Source organism: Microbacterium sp. MMO-113, from assembly GCF_037148555.1.
Classification (GTDB): Bacteria; Actinomycetota; Actinomycetes; order Actinomycetales; family Microbacteriaceae; genus Microbacterium.
Map to the genome: position 1 here is coordinate 1066306 of NZ_JBBCTD010000001.1, position 15790 is coordinate 1082095.

The window sequence follows — 15790 nt, forward strand, 5'->3', positions numbered from 1 at the left end:
CTCATCCCTCGCTCTCTCAGCCCACGAACCAGTTGCCGTGGATCATCACGTAGGCCCCAGATGCGAGGACCCCAGACGCGTAGTCGTTGTCGATCCCGATGGATCCAGCAGCGTTCAGGAACAGGCCGCCGGAGTATGACGAGTTCGTGCGTGCCGTCCCGAGCGGCACATTCCCCACCGGCCGAAACAGCGCCGGCACGGTTGCCAGGTTGGTGAGGCTTGCGCCGGTCGTCTGCTTCACAGCTCCGCGGATCTCAACCCCCGGCCCCACGCGGCGCACCCGCAGGGGATAGCCCGAGATAGCCGCCCACTTCGGGCCGAGGGGAACGTTCACCCACCCGGTGTCGGTCAGGTCCGTCGACACCCACAGCGGCGAGCCGGTCGCGTTCACCGTTCGCGTCCAGAGCGTGTCGCCGATCCGTACCTGCGTACCGACCCGATCGAGGTAGGACAGGGTGAGCGGGTCGAACGCGACGACGCCGGCATCCGCCGGAATGCACCGGAGATCGACGATCTCCTGCGCCGTCGACTGCCCGGCGGCGAACCGAACGAGCGCGAGCGGCTGATCGTTCTGCGTTCCCCACCCGGTGTAGCGGTCCGGGAGCGCCTTCGTCGGCGAGCCCGCGATGATGAGCGGCGTCGTCTCCTTCGCGTTCCAGTCACGGCGCAGCACGACGAGGTCCCACCGGGAGCCCGACGCGACCGGGTCGCCGTTCAGGACGATCGGCGTGTCCATCTCGTCGCGGACGCCGAGGCCGAAAGCCCCGCCGTCGGCGACGGCTAGTGCCCGGTCGCCGGGGCCGGCCGTCACCCGGAAAGACGTGAAGTCATCGACGCCGTAGAGCGACCCGACCGCCGCCGTCGCCATCCGGCGCCAGTTCGAGTCGGTGATCGTCCCCGCGTATCCGACGCTGGTGATGGTCATCGTGAGTTACCTCCGCTCGAGGCCGCGCACCTGCGAGGCCAACTGCCGGACTAGGTTGAGGAGCTGCTGCTGCGGGTCGGCCGTCGCGAGCCCGATCGTCGGAGTCACCCGGAAGCCCTTGTCGTCGTGGACGATCTCGATCTGGGTGATGACGTCGTCGACCTCGAACGCCCCGGCCTTCACCGGGACACGCGTGCCGATGCGGTACGCGTCCGGGAACCGGAACCACCCGGCCTCCTGGATCTGCGGGGTGAAGCCCGCCGACGGCCGGCGCGACTTCACTTCCTCGACGATCTCCGGCGTGAAGTCCACGCCCTCCTCCGTCTGACGGGCGTCGAGGAACACCTCGAGCGGGAGCCCGACCGCGGCCTCCGCCGCCGTGTCGATGTACTGCTTGAACTGCCGGTCGACACCATCGCCACGGCCGCCGCCGACACCGCGCGTCGCGGTCCGGTACTGGATCGTCCACTCCCACTCGGCGAGCACCCCGGACTCCGGGGTGAGCGCACCCGTGTAGGTGTCGCCGGCGACGACGTCGACCATCCACCGGCCGTTGTCCTGCCGCTCGACCGTGAGGATCAGGCGAGCCGACTCGAGGACCGGCATGACCATGCGGGTCAGGTCGTGCATCCGCAGCTCGAGCCTCGTCGCCGGGCCGACGCCGCGCGTGGGCACGATGTCCCACGGCAGGCCGAGGCGGGTCGCGTTCGCCGCGATCGCAGCCTTGACGGCCGTCTCCGTCGGCCCCGTGTACACCGCGTACTCGACGTTCTGCCCGGTCAGCCCCGCCGTCGGCTTCGGCCAGCCGAGCACCGTGTCGAGCAGCGACTTGTCGTCGGCTATGTTCACGGTCGCCGGACCGAACGGACCGGACCCCCGCGCCGAGATAACCCTGCCGCTGGTCACACGCTCCCGCGAGAGCGTCCCAGCGTCCACGTCCTCGGTAATCATCCACACCTCGCCGCGCGGCTCCTCAGCGGCCAGCAGCGCCGCGACCGCCGGGTGCTTCCCCGGGATCACCATCGCCGCCGTGTGCGTCTGGTAGGCCCGCTGGACTACCGTGCCCGTCCCGCGGAAGTCGGCGAGGTACTCGCCGTCGGCGTCGGTGAGGACCGTCCGGAGGTAGGAGCGTCGCATCGCGGCCCCCTTCCGGGTCAGAACGCCCGCCAGTAGAGCGGGGTGATCTCGACGGTCACGGCACCCCCGCCGTCGGCGATGAGCGTGAGCGGAGTCGCGCCCTTCGCGGGCACGGGGGCGAACATCTGGAAGCCGAGCTCGCGGGTCACGTCGACACCGTCGAGCGTCGCGAGGCGCGAACTCGGGTCGGTGTCGATCACGAGCACCGACCCAGCAGGGACCGGGAAGGGCACATCGATCAGCGCGTCACCGAAGCCGATGACGACCTGATCGAGCGGGCCCTCCATCGTGTGCACCATGTACGCCGGCTCATCGCCGGGGTTGTTCACGGCGGCCTCGGCGAACGACGCACCCCGCGAGATGTGCAGCGGAGGCGACCCGGCCGGGTCGATGAACGGCACACCCTCCGAGTTCTCGAAGCGCTGCTTGATCGCACGACCCCGCCACAGCGGCCGGGGCGCTTCGAGCTCGAGGCCGACCATCGTCCACAGGGACAGCACCGGGTCACGGTCGAAGACGTGGTTACCGCTGAAGTCCCCACGCAGGGGAAGCGTGCGCGCGTCGACGCCGGACCCGACTGTCCACGTCCCCGTCTTCACGGGGTGGAACGAGTCGAAGAACGCACCGTGCTCGGCCAGCCAATCGCGCGGCGTCTCCGCCCGGAATAGCACCGGCCAGAACACCTCGCGCTCGTCGATCGAGTACCCCTCGACCTCCGCGCCGGGGATGAGCAACGACGACGACTTCTGCACCGTGAACTTCGGCATGTGCAGCCCCTTCACGCCGCGGCCGAGACGAGGGTTCCTCGCCTCGGCCCCGACGAGAGGCCACACCGACCCGTCCCATCCGGTCCACGACATCGGCAGCGGCGACCAGTCAGGGGCCGGCACATGCTCCGGCGCGACCGGAACGGACAGGATGATCGGCATGTCGTACTACCTCCTTACGAGAGCGGCATCGCGGCGAGGAGCTGCGCGAGCTTGTCGCGGGCTTCCCTGCCGACCGCCGTCGGGTCGTACGCGTAGAAGTCGCCGGTGAACGTCGCCTGCACGGACCGCACCGCGGCGCCCACCTGCGGGCCGGCCACCGAGGACACGTCCCCCGCCGCCATGCCGTAGAAGTTCGGCATGCGTCGGATCGTCTCCATCAGGAGAGCGATCGACCGCGGCGAACCGTCGAGCGGGATGTACGCCTCCGGCACATCGGAGCGATCACCCACGACCCGCCAGGTGCTCGCCGGCACCATCTGCGCGAGCGGCCGCATCGGCGTCAGGCCCGGGATACCCCCGTTGGCCATGAACTCGACGATGCCGCCCTGCGCCTGCGGGGACACGTCACGGGTGCCGTAACTGAACGTCTCCAACGTGATCCGCCGGTACTGAGGAATCGACGCCAGCCGATCCTTCAGCGCCTGCAGGCGGGCCATCGCGTCCTCGGTGTAAGCCCGAAGAGTGGTCGACCCGTCCGGCATCGTGACCACACGGTTCGTCAGCAACTCGACCTTGCCGCGCTCCGAGTCCGCGTTCGACGTGAACTTCGTCGACGCCTCCTCCGGCGTCTGCAGCACGGTGTCGATGAGCGCCTGCGCCTGCTCGCGCGTCAGCCCCATCGCCGTCAGCTGGTTCATCAGCGCGTCACGGGTCGAGTTGTACCGGCCGCGGAGGTTGTCCTGCGACTCCCCCGCCGCGATCGCCGCGTCGTACTCCGCGCGCAGAGCCTCAGCCGAAGCGTCGAGCTGCGACTTCAGCTCGCCCGTCGCCCGGACCGTGCCATCGGTCGCGACCTCGAACCCGCTGAGCAGGGCCGTCCCGTTCTCCGCGGAGAACCCGACCTGCGAGACAGCATCCGCAGTGCGCAGGGCCGCGTCGTTGACGTAGCCGAGCGCGATGAGCGGATCCGTCCAGTCGGTCAGATCGGCCTTCATGCCCTCGAGGTTCGTGCTCACGTCGTCCGTGACCCCGTCGAAGTTACGGAGGTCGGCGACGAGGTTGTCGAGGTCGGTCCAGTCCTTGAACGGGTCGAAGTTCGTCAGCTTCAGGAACGACACGAAGCCGTCGACCATGTCGGCCAGCGGCCCCGACACGAAGTCGCCGGTCGCGTCCGAAGCCGTGATCGCGAAGTCGAGCGCACCGACCGCCATGTCGCGGAAGAACTCGAGCACCGGGCCGCGGTTCTGTGAGATCCAGTCAGCGAAGTCGCCGAGCGGCTCCGCGAACGCCTGAGCGAGCGCGCCCTTGATGCCGTCGGCCGCGATCTCGATGTTCCGCTGTGCCTGCTCGATCTTCGATGCGTCGTTCCCCGCGAGGGTGTCGAACATCTGCTGAGCGGCACCCGTGACGGTGCCGAGCTCGGCGACGGCCGACGAAAGGTCCATCGCGAACAGCGCGGCGCCGAGGTCCTCCGCCTGCGTCCCGAACAGAGCGACTGCCGCGGCGTTCCGGAGCACGGGGTCTTCCGTCTCGCGGAGCTTCGTCAGCACGGTCTCTAGCCCGTCGCGGGCGCTCTCTCCACCAGCGGCGATCTTCGCCGTCATCTCCTCGGCGTCGAGTCCGAGGTCCTTGAATCCCTGAGCGGACGTCTCCGACGCGTCCGTCGCCCGGATCTGGAACTCCTTCAGGGCGTCGGCCGCGAGGTCGCTGTTCCGCGCGCCGGCATTGAGTCCCTGGCTGATGAGCCCCAGAGCCTCCGGCCCGGACAGGCCGAGGCGCTGGAAAAGGGCCGGGTACTCGGTGAGGGTGTCCAGGAGGTCATCGGCGCGGTTCACGCCGTTCCGGGCACCCGTAGCGATGAGGTCGAACGCCTCCTGGGCAGACTTCGACAGGCCGCTGCTCAGCAGCGTCGTCACCGCCGTCGCCACCGGCTGCACGTCCTCGCCGAGCACATCGGCGATACCCGCGAGGCTCTGCACGACGAGCTGCGCATCCCGTGTCGTCGACGTCGGGTCGATGATCCGGAACTGCAGCGCGAGCCGGGTCGCGTCCATGTTCGACTCGACCGACTCGCCGAAGTTGTTCGCGTACGCCTCACCGGCAGCGCGCCCCAGGCGGAGCGCGGTCGCCTCGTCGACGCCCGTGAGGGCCTGCAGGCGGTCGTACCCGACCTCGATCTGTAGCCCGTCCTCGAACGCGGAGACGAGTGCCTTCGCGGCGGCGGCGCCGATGCCGACGACGGCACCGACAACCGGGATCGTCGCGAGAGCGGCGATGACCCGGTCTCCGAACGCGGCACCGGCATCCTCACCGGCGTCGCCGGCGTCGTCCTTCACACCGTCGAAAGCAGCCTCCGCCTCCGAGGTGTCGGCGTCGACCTCCATCGTCGCGCGTGCGGCCTTCAGGCCGTCGAGGTTCCGCTGCACCTTGGACAGCGACGCCTCGGCGCGGGCGATGTCGGCCTTCACGTCCATCGTCGTCTCGACGGACCGGAGGTAGTCGAGACGCTTCTGGACCCGATCGAGGGACTTCTCGCCGCGCTCGATGTTCGCGTCGACCGTCAGCAGCGTGTCCTTCGACACGAGCTTCTTCGCCGCCTCCTCGACCCGATCCATGCTCTCGAGCGCGGGCTTCGCATTCGCGTCGAGCTCGACCGGGTTCTTCTCGACACGCTGACCCGTCTCCCGGATCTTCTTGTCCGCCTGCTCGATCTGCTTCGTGTCCGCCGTGAACAGGACATCGATCTCGGCTGCGCGCATCGGTGGTCACCTCCGGGTGAGCGCCCTCCGAATCCGGGAACCCGGAGTGTCGATGAGCGCGAAGATCGCCGTGCGCACGCCCGGCCAGGGGCGCGCCCTGACGGCGGCGTCGTACAGGTCGAGTTGGAAGTGCTCGAACAGGTCGGCGATGACGAATCGCCAGTTGGTGACGATCGCGAGCAGCGAGTCGTCGATGTCGGGCTCGGTGCCGTTGACGGTCGAGGACGCAGGGGCCGCGGGCGGGGCGGGACGCAGATGCGCGGGTGGTGTCCGGTAGTCCGGATACCACCCGTCCGCGTCTGGAACGCCCCGCCCATACGGTGCCCAGTCCTCGGCCGTCACGAGGCTTTTGGGGTCGCCTCGTCCTCCTCGTCGGGGAACAGGTTGTCGTCGGTGACGCGCGGCGTGAACAGCAGCCGCGCGAGCGCGTCGGCGTACTCCTCGCTGCGCGCCCAGTAGAACACCGCGTAGTAGGTGAAGCGGTCGATCGTCGTCGGCGAGAGGCCGTCGTCGACCATCTCCTGGTGCACGTCGCCGAGGGCGGGGTGCTCGTCAGGCTGGATCGTTTCGAGGACGGCCTGGACTTCGGGAGGGATCGGGCCCTTCACGATGCCGAGGTTCACCTCGCCACGGATCGCGCAGGCGAGCAGCTTCCCCGCGTCGCCCACGTTCGGGGGCTTGACCCGATAGGTCTTGCCCCCGAACGGGAGGACGAGGTCCTGCTGCGCCCACGCCGCGAAGTCGGACGGGGACGCCATGCGTCACGCCCCTCGCGTGAACGTGTGCGGCGCCGAAGCGCCCGCCGCGTTCGTGACGATCACGGGCACGTTGCCGGCGTCACCGGCCGGCAGGGCGGCGATGATCGTCGCACCCGAGACGACGGTGTAGTCCGTCGCGGCGAGCGACGCACCATCGATCGACACGCCGGTCGTGCCGAGGAACCCGGTGCCGGTGATCGTGATGAGGTCGCCGTCGCCGGCACCCTCCGGACCCACGGTCCCGATGACCGCGACCGTGCTGTCCCATCCGTCGAACGGGTTCGCGATCTCGGTGTACGGCCCCTTGCCCGACAGGGTGACCGAGAGGACCTCGATCTCACCGTTCGGGCCGGTGTTCTGCCGGGTGATGGCGACGGTCGCGCGACCCTGGCCGGCGTCGGCCGGGTTCGGCGTACCGATCTCCGGCTTGTGGTACCAGCGCACCTCGACGACTGCGGCCTCGCCCTTCGCCGACGGGCGGGTGCGGGCGAGCAGCGCCTCGATCTCCGGCAGGTACAGGCCGGTCGCGGTGTTGCGGTTCACCTGGACGTTGAACGCGATCGCGAACGACCAGCCGGTCACGTCCGAGTTGTCGGCGCCGAGGTCGTCGTACGTCTGCGCGTCCTGCGTGGTCGGCGTGTAGGTCGGCTGGAAGCCGCTGATCCGGCGGAACGGCTGCCACTCGGGATCGGCGGACGTGCCGAGGTTGATGTCGATGCCGTACTCGAAGGACTTCCCGAGCGTGGTGCCGGCGGGAAGGGGAACTGCTTCGCTCATGATGAGGACTCCTGGTTGTCGAGGGTGATGATGTAGTTGTCGGTGCGCTCCTCGCGCCCGTTCGTGTCGGCCCCGTTCGGGGACATGGATTCGCGGCGGATGCCGCTGATACCTCCCTCGCGGGAGAGCCCGTGGAGAGCAGCGAAGACGATGCCGGCGATCTTGTCGGCGTCCGTCTTGCTTCCCTTCGCGCCCCGGATGCGCACCTGAGCGCGCCGCCAGTGGAGATGTCGCTCGTCCGTGGTGCTGTAGACGCGCACGCCCACAGCCCGGTCCGGTTCGGCCTTCAGCGCCCCGTACTGCACGGCCACGCCGGACGGCGGCGGGGTCACGTCGTACTCGAACGTCGGGACGCGGGCGAGGACCCGGCAGAGACGCCGGGTGAGAGTCGCGTCGTCCATCGTCATCCGAACGCCTCCCGGAGCTTCTGCGCCGCGATCTGCTCGATGTCGACCTCGTCGAACGCTTTCTCGAGGAACTTCGCCTCGCCGCCCTGCGGGTGCCGATTGTCGAGGTCCTCGTGCTGCAGCCGGGACACGAGTGACGTGAACCCGACCTGCACGGTCATGTCGTCGACCTGCATGAACCCGGACTTGTCCGATTCGCCGGTCAGCGTCGGGGACTTCTCGCGGGCGCGGCGCAGGACCTCCCGGCCGCCCTCCCGGATCGCGTCCTGCGCGACCTTCTCGACCGTGCTGAGGATGGGCTTGAGCATCTTCACGATGCACCTCCCTAGGTGAGCCAGAGGATCAGGTGAGACGGCAGCGGCGGGGCGTTCTCGTCCCGGCCGACGCGGATCACCTCGGCCTCCCGCGCCGCCGGCGTGCCCGGCCACACGGTGACCAGCGCACCCGGCGCGACGTTCGCGTCGAGGGGGACGGTGACGCGGGAGTTCGACACAACCTCGAGGTTGTCCCGGTTCTTCACCAGCGTCCGCTCGTCGATGGTCTCCGCGATCGACGAGCGTGCAGGGCCAGGGGTGGACCCCTCCCCGCCGCGGTCGATCATGTCGCGGATCAGGACCTTGTGCGGGAAGAAGAACGACCCGATCACGAGTAGCCCCCCTCCGGCCACACACGCTCGAATGCGCGCTCCGTGGGGAACGACCCCGCCGGGAGTGACCCCGGCGACACCGAGGCCCCCTGAGCGTCGCACAGCGCCCGCAGGCTTGCCCGGGCGTCCGAGTCGAACGCGGACTCGATGTCCGCGAACGTGATCGACGTGCCGTTCCGGCTGAGGGACTTCGTCCGACGGTCCCCCGGCGCAGGCAGCTCGGCGACGACGGCGCTGAGCACCGCGATCGCGTCGAGCTTCTGCTCCGAGTCGTCGGGGAACGCGTCGATGCAGGGGGCGATGGACCGTGCCAGCACGAGAACCCGTCGAGCCGTGTTCTCGTCGCCGCCGAGGTCGGCGTGTGTGATGGTCATGTCCATCGCCCCCTGTCTCACTACTTGCTCGAGCTGTCGGCGGACTCGCCGTCAGCGGTGTCGGGCTCGAACTTCTCGATCAGTCCGAGCGTGCTGAGCCGCTTGATCTCGTCGGCTGTGACCGACGCGGGCAGGACGCGACCCTGACGGAGGTAGACCTCGCCGCCCTGCGCGCCCGGCACCTTCGCGACGATCATCGTGGCCGTCACACGGTGCGCGTACTTCTTGGCCTCGGCCATCAGCTCAGCCCCGTTCCGGTGATGGTCACGCCGGCCGTGGCGTCGGTGACGACGGGCACGGTGACGCGACGCGAGCGGAGCAGGTAGCCGTCGATGTTGTCCTCGCGGATCGACTTGACCTCGATGCCGGGCAGCGCGTTGCTGTAGCCCGGGCCGCCGAGGTCCTCGTCGGCCATGCCGCCGAGCTCGTCCGAGTCGACGAGCAGCGGGGCCGTCGTCGGCGTGTACGGCGACCGCAGCCAGGTCAGGTCGAGGACCTGCGGCCACGTGCCGTTGATGAGCGGGTTCGACCCCTCGCGCGGCAGGAAGCCCGCCTCGAGGAACAGCGACATCACGGTCGCGTAGTGCGTCGGCTTGAGGACGATGGTGTCGAGGGTGTGGCCCTCGCCCGCCTCCTCGGCCTCCGCCTTGGCCTTCTCGACCGAAGCGACGATGGCCTTCGCCGTCGTCCAGTTCGCCGTCGCCGCGCTGGTCTGGGTGATCTTCGACGCGATGACGCCGAGCGCCGCCGAGTCGACGAACTTGACCATGCGGTTCACGAGCTGGCCGAGGCCACGGTTCACGACGTCGATGCCGCGCCGCTTGATCGACTCGTCGGTGACCGGCACGTCGCGGCCCCACTTGTCGACCTTCGCCGCGGCGAGGTCGCCCGCCGTGACCTGCGAACGCGGGTACTCGCCGCCGGGGGCGATCGCCTCGGGGTCGTCCGGGGCGAACAGCGGGTCACCGTTCTCGTAGAGCACGGTCCCGCCGACCGCCTGGAAGCGGCCCTTGAGGAGCGCGTCCGAGATGAACCGCTTGTCCGCGAGGGTGCGGACGCGACGAGCGACCGCGGTGCGCGAACGGAGCAGCTCGTGGATCTGCTCAGCGGTGAGGCTGCCGGTGCTGTCGATCGAGGGCACCGGGTACGTCAGGGAGTTTCCCATGTCTGTTCTTCCTCTCAGTCCAGTGCGACCTGGAGCAGGGCGTCGGCCGCACCGGCCGCCGTGAGTGCGAGGCCGATGCCCCGCTCGCCAGCGCCGACCGTGACGACCTTCCCGGCCGCCGCGGGCTTCACGCGGGCTCCGGCGACGATCGCCGCGGACGCGACGAGGTTCTGGACCCCGCCACGCAGCACGAGCACGTCCTCGCCGGACTTCGTGTCCTGAGCCGCCGCGCCGACGGTCTTGACGCTGTCGGCCGCGGCGTTCGCGACCGTGCGGGCGCCGGTGACCTCGACGAGGCGACCGCCGATGACGTCCGCCGATGCCGTGAAGGTCACCGATGCGCCCGGCTTGAACAGGTGGATGTGGTCAGCCATGTCAGGCCTCCTCGTCGTCGTCGCCCCAGCCCGCACGGGCCATGAGCGCGTCCTCCGCCGACACTTCGCCGGCGGCGTGTCCGATCTCCGCGACCGGAACGCTGTTCTTCGCCATCGAGGCGAGCACCTTCGCGGTGCCGTCCTCGTCGGAGTCGAGCATGGTGCGGAAGTGCTCCGCCGAGGCCGCCGTGATGCGGCCCTCCTGCAGGGCGTTCGCGATGATCCCGTCGCGGCGGTCCTTGATCTGCTGCTCGCGGGCCTCGCGGCCAGCGGCGGCGTCGGCGCGGAGCGAGTCGAGGATCGAGTTCTCGATGAGCTGCGTGCCGGCGGGGATCGTCGGGGCGACCGTGGTCGCCGAGATGGGCGTGGTGTTGTCGGCCGACTCGTTGAGCGCCTCGGAGAGAGCGGACAGGACCGTCTCCTCCGACGCGTTGGCATCGGTCACGCCGAGCCGATCACGAACCGCAGCCAGGAAAGCGTCGCTCATGTTGAGCGCCTCCTTCTGTTCCTTGGGATTCCCCGGCTCGGACGAGCTCGGGAGTTTGTGGGGCGCCGAAGCGCCGATGGGGTGCAGGCCCAGATGGGCGCGCGCGGACTGGTACATGTCCTCGACGTCGTCGCCCTCGAGCGGGTCGGTGCCGTCGTCATCCGTGCCGGCGGTCGCCGTCTCTCCGGCGTCCTTCACGACGGCGACGCGATCGGCCAGGCCTGCCTCGACGGCGGCCTCGGCGGTGTACCAGGTTTCGTTGGCGAGGAGCTCGCCCCAGGCGGACTCGCCCGCCTTGTCCCGGTAGATCGAGATGATCGACTCCTCGATCGTGTCGAGCACATCGGCGACCTTCCGCATGTCCGCGGCGTTGCCCCAGACGATCGTTGACGGCGAGTGGATCATCATCTGCGAGGCAGGCGACATGACCGTCTCGTCGCACCCGGCCGCGATCACCGAAGCGGCCGACGCCGCGAGGCCGTCGACGACTGCGGTGACCTTGGCGTCGTGAGCGCGGAGCATGTTCAGGATCGAGACGCCCTCGAACACCTCACCGCCGGGCGAGTTGATCCGGAGGATGATCTGCGTGACCGAGTCGGGGAGCCCGTCGAGCACCTCGGCGACGTCCTTCGTCGAGATGCCCCAGAACCCGCCCCACGAGTCGATCGGACCGTACATGCGGATGGTCGCGACGGTGCCCTCGCCTCCCGCGGACGGCATCGTGATCGCGTCGAAGAACTCGGTCTTCGACTTCGGCGGGGTGAGCTTGCCCCAGAACCGGTTTCGCGCGCTGCGCTGGTCGGTCATGCTGCCTCCTCTGTTGGCGCAGGCTCGCCCGCGGCGCTCTGCGTGGTGGTTGTGCGCTCTCGCGCGGTGTCGGGGTCGTGCGCCGGGAGCCCGTAACGCGCCCGGAGGTACTTCTCGAGCTCGGCGTCGGCCGTGAACGCCCCGCAGTCGATGAGCGCTCGGATCGCTTCCGCGGTCAGCGGCGCGTCCTTGCCCAGCGGAACGGGAACGATCCGCGGCGCGGGCTCCTCCGGCCCCCAGTTCTGGTCGACGAGGTCCTCGACGACGTGCTGGTTCGTCACGTCGGCGAGGTGCTTCATCACCGCGTTGAGCGAGCCGGTCAGCACGTCCGCGAAGGTGTCGCCGAGCGCGTAGGACCCGGTCGACTTGTCGCCGCCCAGCGTGAGCAGGTGAGCGAGCACGGCGTGCGCGATCTGCTCGTCGTGGTACCGGATGGGGCCGTCGATGTCGGGGAGTTTGCCCGTCACGCCCTTCAGCTCGACGGTGCCGCCATGAGGGACGAACGCGCCCGCCGCCTCACCGGCACGGAAGTCCTTCGCGAGCTTGAGCCCCTCGTCCTTCTGCGCCTTCAGCCACTCCTCGGCCTTCGCGGTGTCCTTCGAGATGCTCTCGGGGAGCTCCGCGCCGGTGACCACCGGCACGCCGAGTCCGTTGCGTTCGCCGACGAGCGCCTGGATGCGCAGCAGGCGATCCTTGAGGAGCCAGTTCTTGTAGGCCTGCCGGAGGAGCGACTGGCCGATCCAGTTCGCGCCCTCGCGCTCGTTCACGAACACCACGAGTCGGTCGACCGGGATCTTCACCGTCGTCGAGCCGAACACGCCGTGCTGGTGGACGGCGATGAGTCCACCGTCCTTCGCGACCTCGAACTTGCTGATCGTCCGCGGAGGCCGCCAGGCGAGTTTCCCGAGACGAGCGCGCCCGTCCTCGATCCGGTACACCTGCTCGAACACCGAGTGGCCGAACACGAGCTCGAGGAGCGCCAGGCGGAGGAACTCGTCCCACGAGAACCGACCGCGCTCCCGCTTCGGGCGCTCCGGCTCCTCCTGCCCCTTCACGGGAAGGCCGAGATCCTGCGCGACGAGCTTCACGACCTCGTCGCGGGCCCCCGCCGGGTCGATCTCCCACCGCGTCGAGCGGATGGGCAGCGTGACCGCCCGGACCACGGAGCCGACCTGAGCATCCTCGCGGCGCATCTGGTCGTAGACCTCGAGCGAGTGCGGCCACTGCAGGTCGATGTTCTTCTCGTGCGCCTCGTCGGCGAGAGACGACCATCCGCGCAGCGCGCCGTCCTTGACGTAGCCGATCTCGTCTGCCACCGGGGGCCTCCTCTCAGAATGCGACCGTCGCGAGGTTCATCTCGTCGGGCGCGATGTCAGCGCGACTCACCGATTCGGCGGCCGGCGGCTTAGGCGGGTCGGGGACGGTCTCGGGCTCGAGGTTCACGAGCCCGTAGAGCGCCTCGGACATCGCGATCAGGCCTGAGATGTCGACCGGCAGGGACTTCGAGCGCGACCAGGCGTCGTTCTCGGCGTATTCCTTCGTCACGCCGCCCTCGACGGCGAGCGTGATGTCCGGCTGCTCGACGAGCACGATGTCCTTGTCGCGGACCGCGTCGCTCATCTGGCCCGTCGCCGCGGCGAACTGGCCGCCGTCGAGGACGTGCACGGTGAGATTCCGCTCGGGCTTCTGCAGCTCCTCCACGAGCTCCGCCGCCGGCGCGCCACGTCCGACGACCACGACCTCCCGGAAACCCGACTCGTCGGCGAGCTTCGTGATGTAGTCCGGCGCCCAGACGATGCCGGTACGGCGATGACGGACCGTCGCGAACGGCTTCCCGGACTTTGTGCGCGTCGCCGCGCCGATCCACGTCGTCACACCCGAGTCGTTTGACCGCTTCGAGGTGTCGATCGCCCACACGGTCCGCTCGCCCTTCGTGATCTTCACGTCGGCGGGCGGGATGCAGAGCGCCTGGAAGTCCTTCACGTTGATGAACGAATCGACGCGCACCGTGACCCACTGGCACAGCACCTCAGTGCGGTAACCGGCATCGGTCATCGACCGGATGTCAGAGAGCGCGTCCTGCACCGTCATCGCGCCGTAGCCGATCGACGGGTTCGCCTGCAGGATGCCGTCGATGTCGTCCTTCGCGCACCCGTCCGGCGCGGACCACTCGAAGATCCCGAGCGACGTGTCGTGGGTGTTCGCGTACTCCTCCGCCGAGGTGAGCCCGGCGCCGACGTACGCATCCCAGTCCGCGATATCCGCGAGGCCCGCGTCGCGCTGGGTGCGGAGCACGACCGCGTCGGACGCGCCTGCGTTCGAGATGCCCCAGAGCTGCCCGGACCAGAACGACTTGAGTGTCTGCGAGACGGCATTCCACGCGACCCAGTCGCGCTGCTCACGCATCTCGTCCATCAGGACGCGTGCGGCGGGCTTGCCTCGAGCGTTCTTCGCCGCCCGGATCTCGTAGTGGGCGCGGGACCGGGCGATGATCGAGATCGACCCGTTCGCGTCGCGAACCTTCGCCGTGGCGGCCTGCAGCGCATCGATCGCGAGCTCGGCCTCCTCCTCCGTCTCCGGATCCGGGTCACACCACGACTTGACCGCCGCCCACGGCTCCTTCGCGATATCGAGGTTCTGCGCGACACCCACGACCTTGAACTTCAGCGGCGGGACCTGCGCGGTGTTCCGGCCCGAGTCGACGAACAGCCACCACGTGGCGAGCACCGACGCGAGCATCGTCTTCCCCTGCTGCCGGGCGACGAGCACGATGACCCGCTTGAAGCGGTATGTGCCGTCAGGGCGCAGCTCGAGAGCGTGGATCAGGAGCCACTTCTGCCACGGGTAGAGCGTCACGCCGAGGATCGTCAGCGCGAACTCGATCACCTCGAACCCACGCGACGTCTCCGGCGTCAGTTCCCGCAGCGGCTTCGTCCACAGACGCGGCTCAGTCCGCCCGAACAGCTTCGCGGCCACCGCTCACCCCCACCTCGAGCGGTCAGCCGATGCCCCGCTCCGCCTTGAACTTCGCCAGCGACGTCGGCTCGTCGATCTCCTCGTCCTCGAGGGCCTCCGACTCGCCCTCACCGGGCTTCGACGCCTTCGCCGGCTCCGGCACGTCAGGCGAGCCCTTCGGCTTCCCGCGCGCCGTCGTATTCAGCACCATCCGCGCGTCCTTCAGCGCCGCCCGGTACTCGATCCGCGGCCGAGAGCCGCCCCCGCTGTCCAACTCGTCGGCCAACGTGCGCAACAGCTCGACGAGGGGGGCTTCCTCGGGAACATTCGCGAGCCCCGTAACCCTCAACATCCGCGTCAGCGCGGCCCTGTGAGGACGTTCAGCCTTCTTCGGCATCCGGGTCACCCCCTGGTAGAAATCGGGCATTTTCGGTCGGGGAGAGAGGACGGCTCCCCCGGGCTGTCGTCCGCCCCCTGGGGTGTGTCTGGATTTTCTGGGGGGTGGGGGTTTGTCGGTCGCGTGAGCGCTTGGGATCCTCTGGGGGTGGTCGGGCTACGCCCTCCCTGTGGTGTGTCCGTATGCGGGCGTGTGTGACCGGGGGTGGGTGGGTGGGGGTTACCGTCTCCCTCTGAGTGTCCAGAGGTCGAGGAGTGTGTCCCATAGGCGGAGGCGGCGGCGCGCGCGTCTGGTCTCCGTGGAGGTGACCGAGTGGGTGCGGTCGCGTGCGGCGCTCCGGCACCATTCGCTGAGTGCTGCCTCGCGGCGTGCGGCGAGGCGGGCGGTGATGGTCACGTCTCCTCCTCGGGGTTGAGGTGACACCACGGGATGAGTTCGCGTGGCATGTCCTCACCGAAGATCACGACGCCGGTGTCGGGGTGGATCCAGGTGTCGGTGAGGGAGTCGTGAACGAAGTCGGGTGCGGTGCCGATGCCGCGGAGTGCGAGGGCGGTCACGCCGGCCATGATGCGCCCGGCTGTTCGACGTGGTTGTGCCACACCCTCACGCGATCGACGTGGTCGGGCGGATCACCCGGGAGGATGCGGGTAAAGAGCCAGCGGGTCGGGCCTTGCCAGATAGCGAGCACTGACCAGCCGATGACGATCCCGACCGTCACGCTGATGGCGGTACGCATGCCGGCTCGATCGGGTTGAGGGTCGCGTTCGCGCGGATCAGGCCGACCATGTTCGCTGACGCGCAGTGCGTACAGTAGGTCAGGGTCCGACCGGACGGGAGCGTCGCGCGTTCCTTCGCCTGGACGGCGGGCCCGCACTGGTCACATGTCTCCATGA

At 69.3% G+C, this 15790-nt stretch carries 21 protein-coding genes; all 21 read right to left on the minus strand.

Translation table 11 applies throughout. From position 1 onward, the window contains the following. Positions 1–16: 16 nt before the first annotated feature. The 21 genes from WFJ36_RS05160 to WFJ36_RS17135 all read right to left on the minus strand — a co-directional run bounded on the left by WFJ36_RS05160 (position 17) and on the right by WFJ36_RS17135 (position 15788). Positions 17–925: a hypothetical protein gene (locus WFJ36_RS05160; RefSeq protein ID WP_336642786.1), complete on the minus strand. Its 909-nt coding sequence runs from the start codon at positions 923–925 to the stop codon at positions 17–19. A gap of 6 nt (positions 926–931) precedes the next feature. Then, a complete protein-coding gene (locus WFJ36_RS05165) occupies positions 932–2062 on the minus strand; it encodes a Gp37-like protein (protein WP_336642787.1) in 1131 nt (376 codons plus the stop codon). A 17-nt stretch (positions 2063–2079) separates the two neighbouring features. Next, the gene (locus WFJ36_RS05170) at positions 2080–2991 is read right to left on the minus strand and encodes a hypothetical protein (protein WP_336642788.1); all 912 of its coding nucleotides are present in this window, start codon (positions 2989–2991) and stop codon (positions 2080–2082) included. 14 nt (positions 2992–3005) lie between these two features. Further along, positions 3006–5750 (minus strand): phage tail tape measure protein, encoded by a 2745-nt coding sequence (locus WFJ36_RS05175; protein WP_336642789.1) that lies wholly within the window; start codon positions 5748–5750, stop codon positions 3006–3008. A 6-nt stretch (positions 5751–5756) separates the two neighbouring features. After that, a complete protein-coding gene (locus tag WFJ36_RS05180; protein WP_336642790.1) occupies positions 5757–6092 on the minus strand; it encodes a hypothetical protein in 336 nt (111 codons plus the stop codon). After that, positions 6089–6508, minus strand: coding sequence for a DUF7426 family protein (locus WFJ36_RS05185; protein ID WP_336642791.1), 420 nt, complete (start codon positions 6506–6508; stop codon positions 6089–6091). Before WFJ36_RS05185 ends, WFJ36_RS05180 begins: the two co-directional genes overlap by 4 nt. A 3-nt stretch (positions 6509–6511) precedes the next feature. Continuing rightward, positions 6512–7285: a phage tail tube protein gene (locus WFJ36_RS05190; RefSeq protein WP_336642792.1), complete on the minus strand. Its 774-nt coding sequence runs from the start codon at positions 7283–7285 to the stop codon at positions 6512–6514. Further along, positions 7282–7692 carry a minor capsid protein gene (locus tag WFJ36_RS05195; protein WP_336642793.1) on the minus strand — a complete coding sequence of 137 codons (411 nt, stop codon included), beginning with the start codon at positions 7690–7692 and terminating at the stop codon, positions 7282–7284. The genes WFJ36_RS05190 and WFJ36_RS05195 overlap by 4 nt, the downstream gene beginning before the upstream one ends. Continuing rightward, positions 7689–8006: a hypothetical protein gene (locus WFJ36_RS05200; RefSeq protein WP_336642794.1), complete on the minus strand. Its 318-nt coding sequence runs from the start codon at positions 8004–8006 to the stop codon at positions 7689–7691. The genes WFJ36_RS05195 and WFJ36_RS05200 overlap by 4 nt, the downstream gene beginning before the upstream one ends. Before the next feature lie 11 nt (positions 8007–8017). Further along, positions 8018–8338: a hypothetical protein gene (locus WFJ36_RS05205; RefSeq protein WP_336642795.1), complete on the minus strand. Its 321-nt coding sequence runs from the start codon at positions 8336–8338 to the stop codon at positions 8018–8020. After that, entirely contained in the window at positions 8335–8712 is a 378-nt protein-coding gene (locus tag WFJ36_RS05210) for a hypothetical protein (RefSeq protein ID WP_336642796.1), read from the minus strand. The genes WFJ36_RS05205 and WFJ36_RS05210 overlap by 4 nt, the downstream gene beginning before the upstream one ends. A gap of 20 nt (positions 8713–8732) precedes the next feature. Continuing rightward, positions 8733–8951, minus strand: a complete 219-nt coding sequence (locus tag WFJ36_RS05215; RefSeq protein ID WP_336642797.1) for a hypothetical protein — start codon at positions 8949–8951, stop codon at positions 8733–8735. Next, positions 8951–9877, minus strand: a complete 927-nt coding sequence (locus WFJ36_RS05220; RefSeq protein WP_336642798.1) for a phage major capsid protein — start codon at positions 9875–9877, stop codon at positions 8951–8953. Before WFJ36_RS05220 ends, WFJ36_RS05215 begins: the two co-directional genes overlap by 1 nt. A gap of 14 nt (positions 9878–9891) precedes the next feature. Beyond that, the gene (locus WFJ36_RS05225; RefSeq protein ID WP_060921021.1) at positions 9892–10251 is read right to left on the minus strand and encodes a capsid cement protein; all 360 of its coding nucleotides are present in this window, start codon (positions 10249–10251) and stop codon (positions 9892–9894) included. Between the two features lies 1 nt (position 10252). Further along, positions 10253–11545: a head maturation protease, ClpP-related gene (locus tag WFJ36_RS05230; RefSeq protein ID WP_336642799.1), complete on the minus strand. Its 1293-nt coding sequence runs from the start codon at positions 11543–11545 to the stop codon at positions 10253–10255. Beyond that, a complete protein-coding gene (locus WFJ36_RS05235) occupies positions 11542–12861 on the minus strand; it encodes a phage portal protein family protein (protein WP_336642800.1) in 1320 nt (439 codons plus the stop codon). Before WFJ36_RS05235 ends, WFJ36_RS05230 begins: the two co-directional genes overlap by 4 nt. 13 nt (positions 12862–12874) lie before the next feature. Then, complete coding sequence (locus tag WFJ36_RS05240; RefSeq protein WP_336642801.1) at positions 12875–14521, minus strand: hypothetical protein; 1647 nt, start codon at positions 14519–14521, stop codon at positions 12875–12877. Positions 14522–14543: 22 nt separating this feature from the next. Then, positions 14544–14927: a hypothetical protein gene (locus WFJ36_RS05245; RefSeq protein ID WP_336642802.1), complete on the minus strand. Its 384-nt coding sequence runs from the start codon at positions 14925–14927 to the stop codon at positions 14544–14546. 362 nt (positions 14928–15289) lie between these two features. Then, entirely contained in the window at positions 15290–15454 is a 165-nt protein-coding gene (locus tag WFJ36_RS05250; RefSeq protein ID WP_336642803.1) for a hypothetical protein, read from the minus strand. After that, positions 15451–15633, minus strand: coding sequence for a hypothetical protein (locus tag WFJ36_RS05255; RefSeq protein ID WP_336642804.1), 183 nt, complete (start codon positions 15631–15633; stop codon positions 15451–15453). The genes WFJ36_RS05250 and WFJ36_RS05255 overlap by 4 nt, the downstream gene beginning before the upstream one ends. Further along, on the minus strand, positions 15612–15788 hold the full coding sequence (locus WFJ36_RS17135) for a DUF7455 domain-containing protein (protein WP_441888663.1): 177 nt from the start codon (positions 15786–15788) through the stop codon (positions 15612–15614). Before WFJ36_RS17135 ends, WFJ36_RS05255 begins: the two co-directional genes overlap by 22 nt. Between the last annotated feature and the right edge of the window lie 2 nt (positions 15789–15790).

Excerpts from the sequence above, each read along its gene's own strand:
- WFJ36_RS05230 (WP_336642799.1), bottom strand. The coding sequence starts at position 11,545 with ATGACCGACCAGCGCAGCGCGCGAAACCGGTTCTGGGGCAAGCTCACC.
- WFJ36_RS05220 (WP_336642798.1), bottom strand. The coding sequence starts at position 9,877 with ATGGGAAACTCCCTGACGTACCCGGTGCCCTCGATCGACAGCACCGGC.
- WFJ36_RS05195 (WP_336642793.1), bottom strand. The coding sequence starts at position 7,692 with ATGACGATGGACGACGCGACTCTCACCCGGCGTCTCTGCCGGGTCCTC.
- WFJ36_RS17135 (WP_441888663.1), bottom strand. The coding sequence starts at position 15,788 with ATGGAGACATGTGACCAGTGCGGGCCCGCCGTCCAGGCGAAGGAACGC.
- WFJ36_RS05190 (WP_336642792.1), bottom strand. The coding sequence starts at position 7,285 with ATGAGCGAAGCAGTTCCCCTTCCCGCCGGCACCACGCTCGGGAAGTCC.
- WFJ36_RS05160 (WP_336642786.1), bottom strand. The coding sequence starts at position 925 with ATGACCATCACCAGCGTCGGATACGCGGGGACGATCACCGACTCGAAC.
- WFJ36_RS05255 (WP_336642804.1), bottom strand. The coding sequence starts at position 15,633 with ATGCGTACCGCCATCAGCGTGACGGTCGGGATCGTCATCGGCTGGTCA.
- WFJ36_RS05170 (WP_336642788.1), bottom strand. The coding sequence starts at position 2,991 with ATGCCGATCATCCTGTCCGTTCCGGTCGCGCCGGAGCATGTGCCGGCC.
- WFJ36_RS05165 (WP_336642787.1), bottom strand. The coding sequence starts at position 2,062 with ATGCGACGCTCCTACCTCCGGACGGTCCTCACCGACGCCGACGGCGAG.
- WFJ36_RS05215 (WP_336642797.1), bottom strand. The coding sequence starts at position 8,951 with ATGGCCGAGGCCAAGAAGTACGCGCACCGTGTGACGGCCACGATGATC.
- WFJ36_RS05225 (WP_060921021.1), bottom strand. The coding sequence starts at position 10,251 with ATGGCTGACCACATCCACCTGTTCAAGCCGGGCGCATCGGTGACCTTC.
- WFJ36_RS05245 (WP_336642802.1), bottom strand. The coding sequence starts at position 14,927 with ATGCCCGATTTCTACCAGGGGGTGACCCGGATGCCGAAGAAGGCTGAA.
- WFJ36_RS05175 (WP_336642789.1), bottom strand. The coding sequence starts at position 5,750 with ATGCGCGCAGCCGAGATCGATGTCCTGTTCACGGCGGACACGAAGCAG.
- WFJ36_RS05210 (WP_336642796.1), bottom strand. The coding sequence starts at position 8,712 with ATGACCATCACACACGCCGACCTCGGCGGCGACGAGAACACGGCTCGA.
- WFJ36_RS05185 (WP_336642791.1), bottom strand. The coding sequence starts at position 6,508 with ATGGCGTCCCCGTCCGACTTCGCGGCGTGGGCGCAGCAGGACCTCGTC.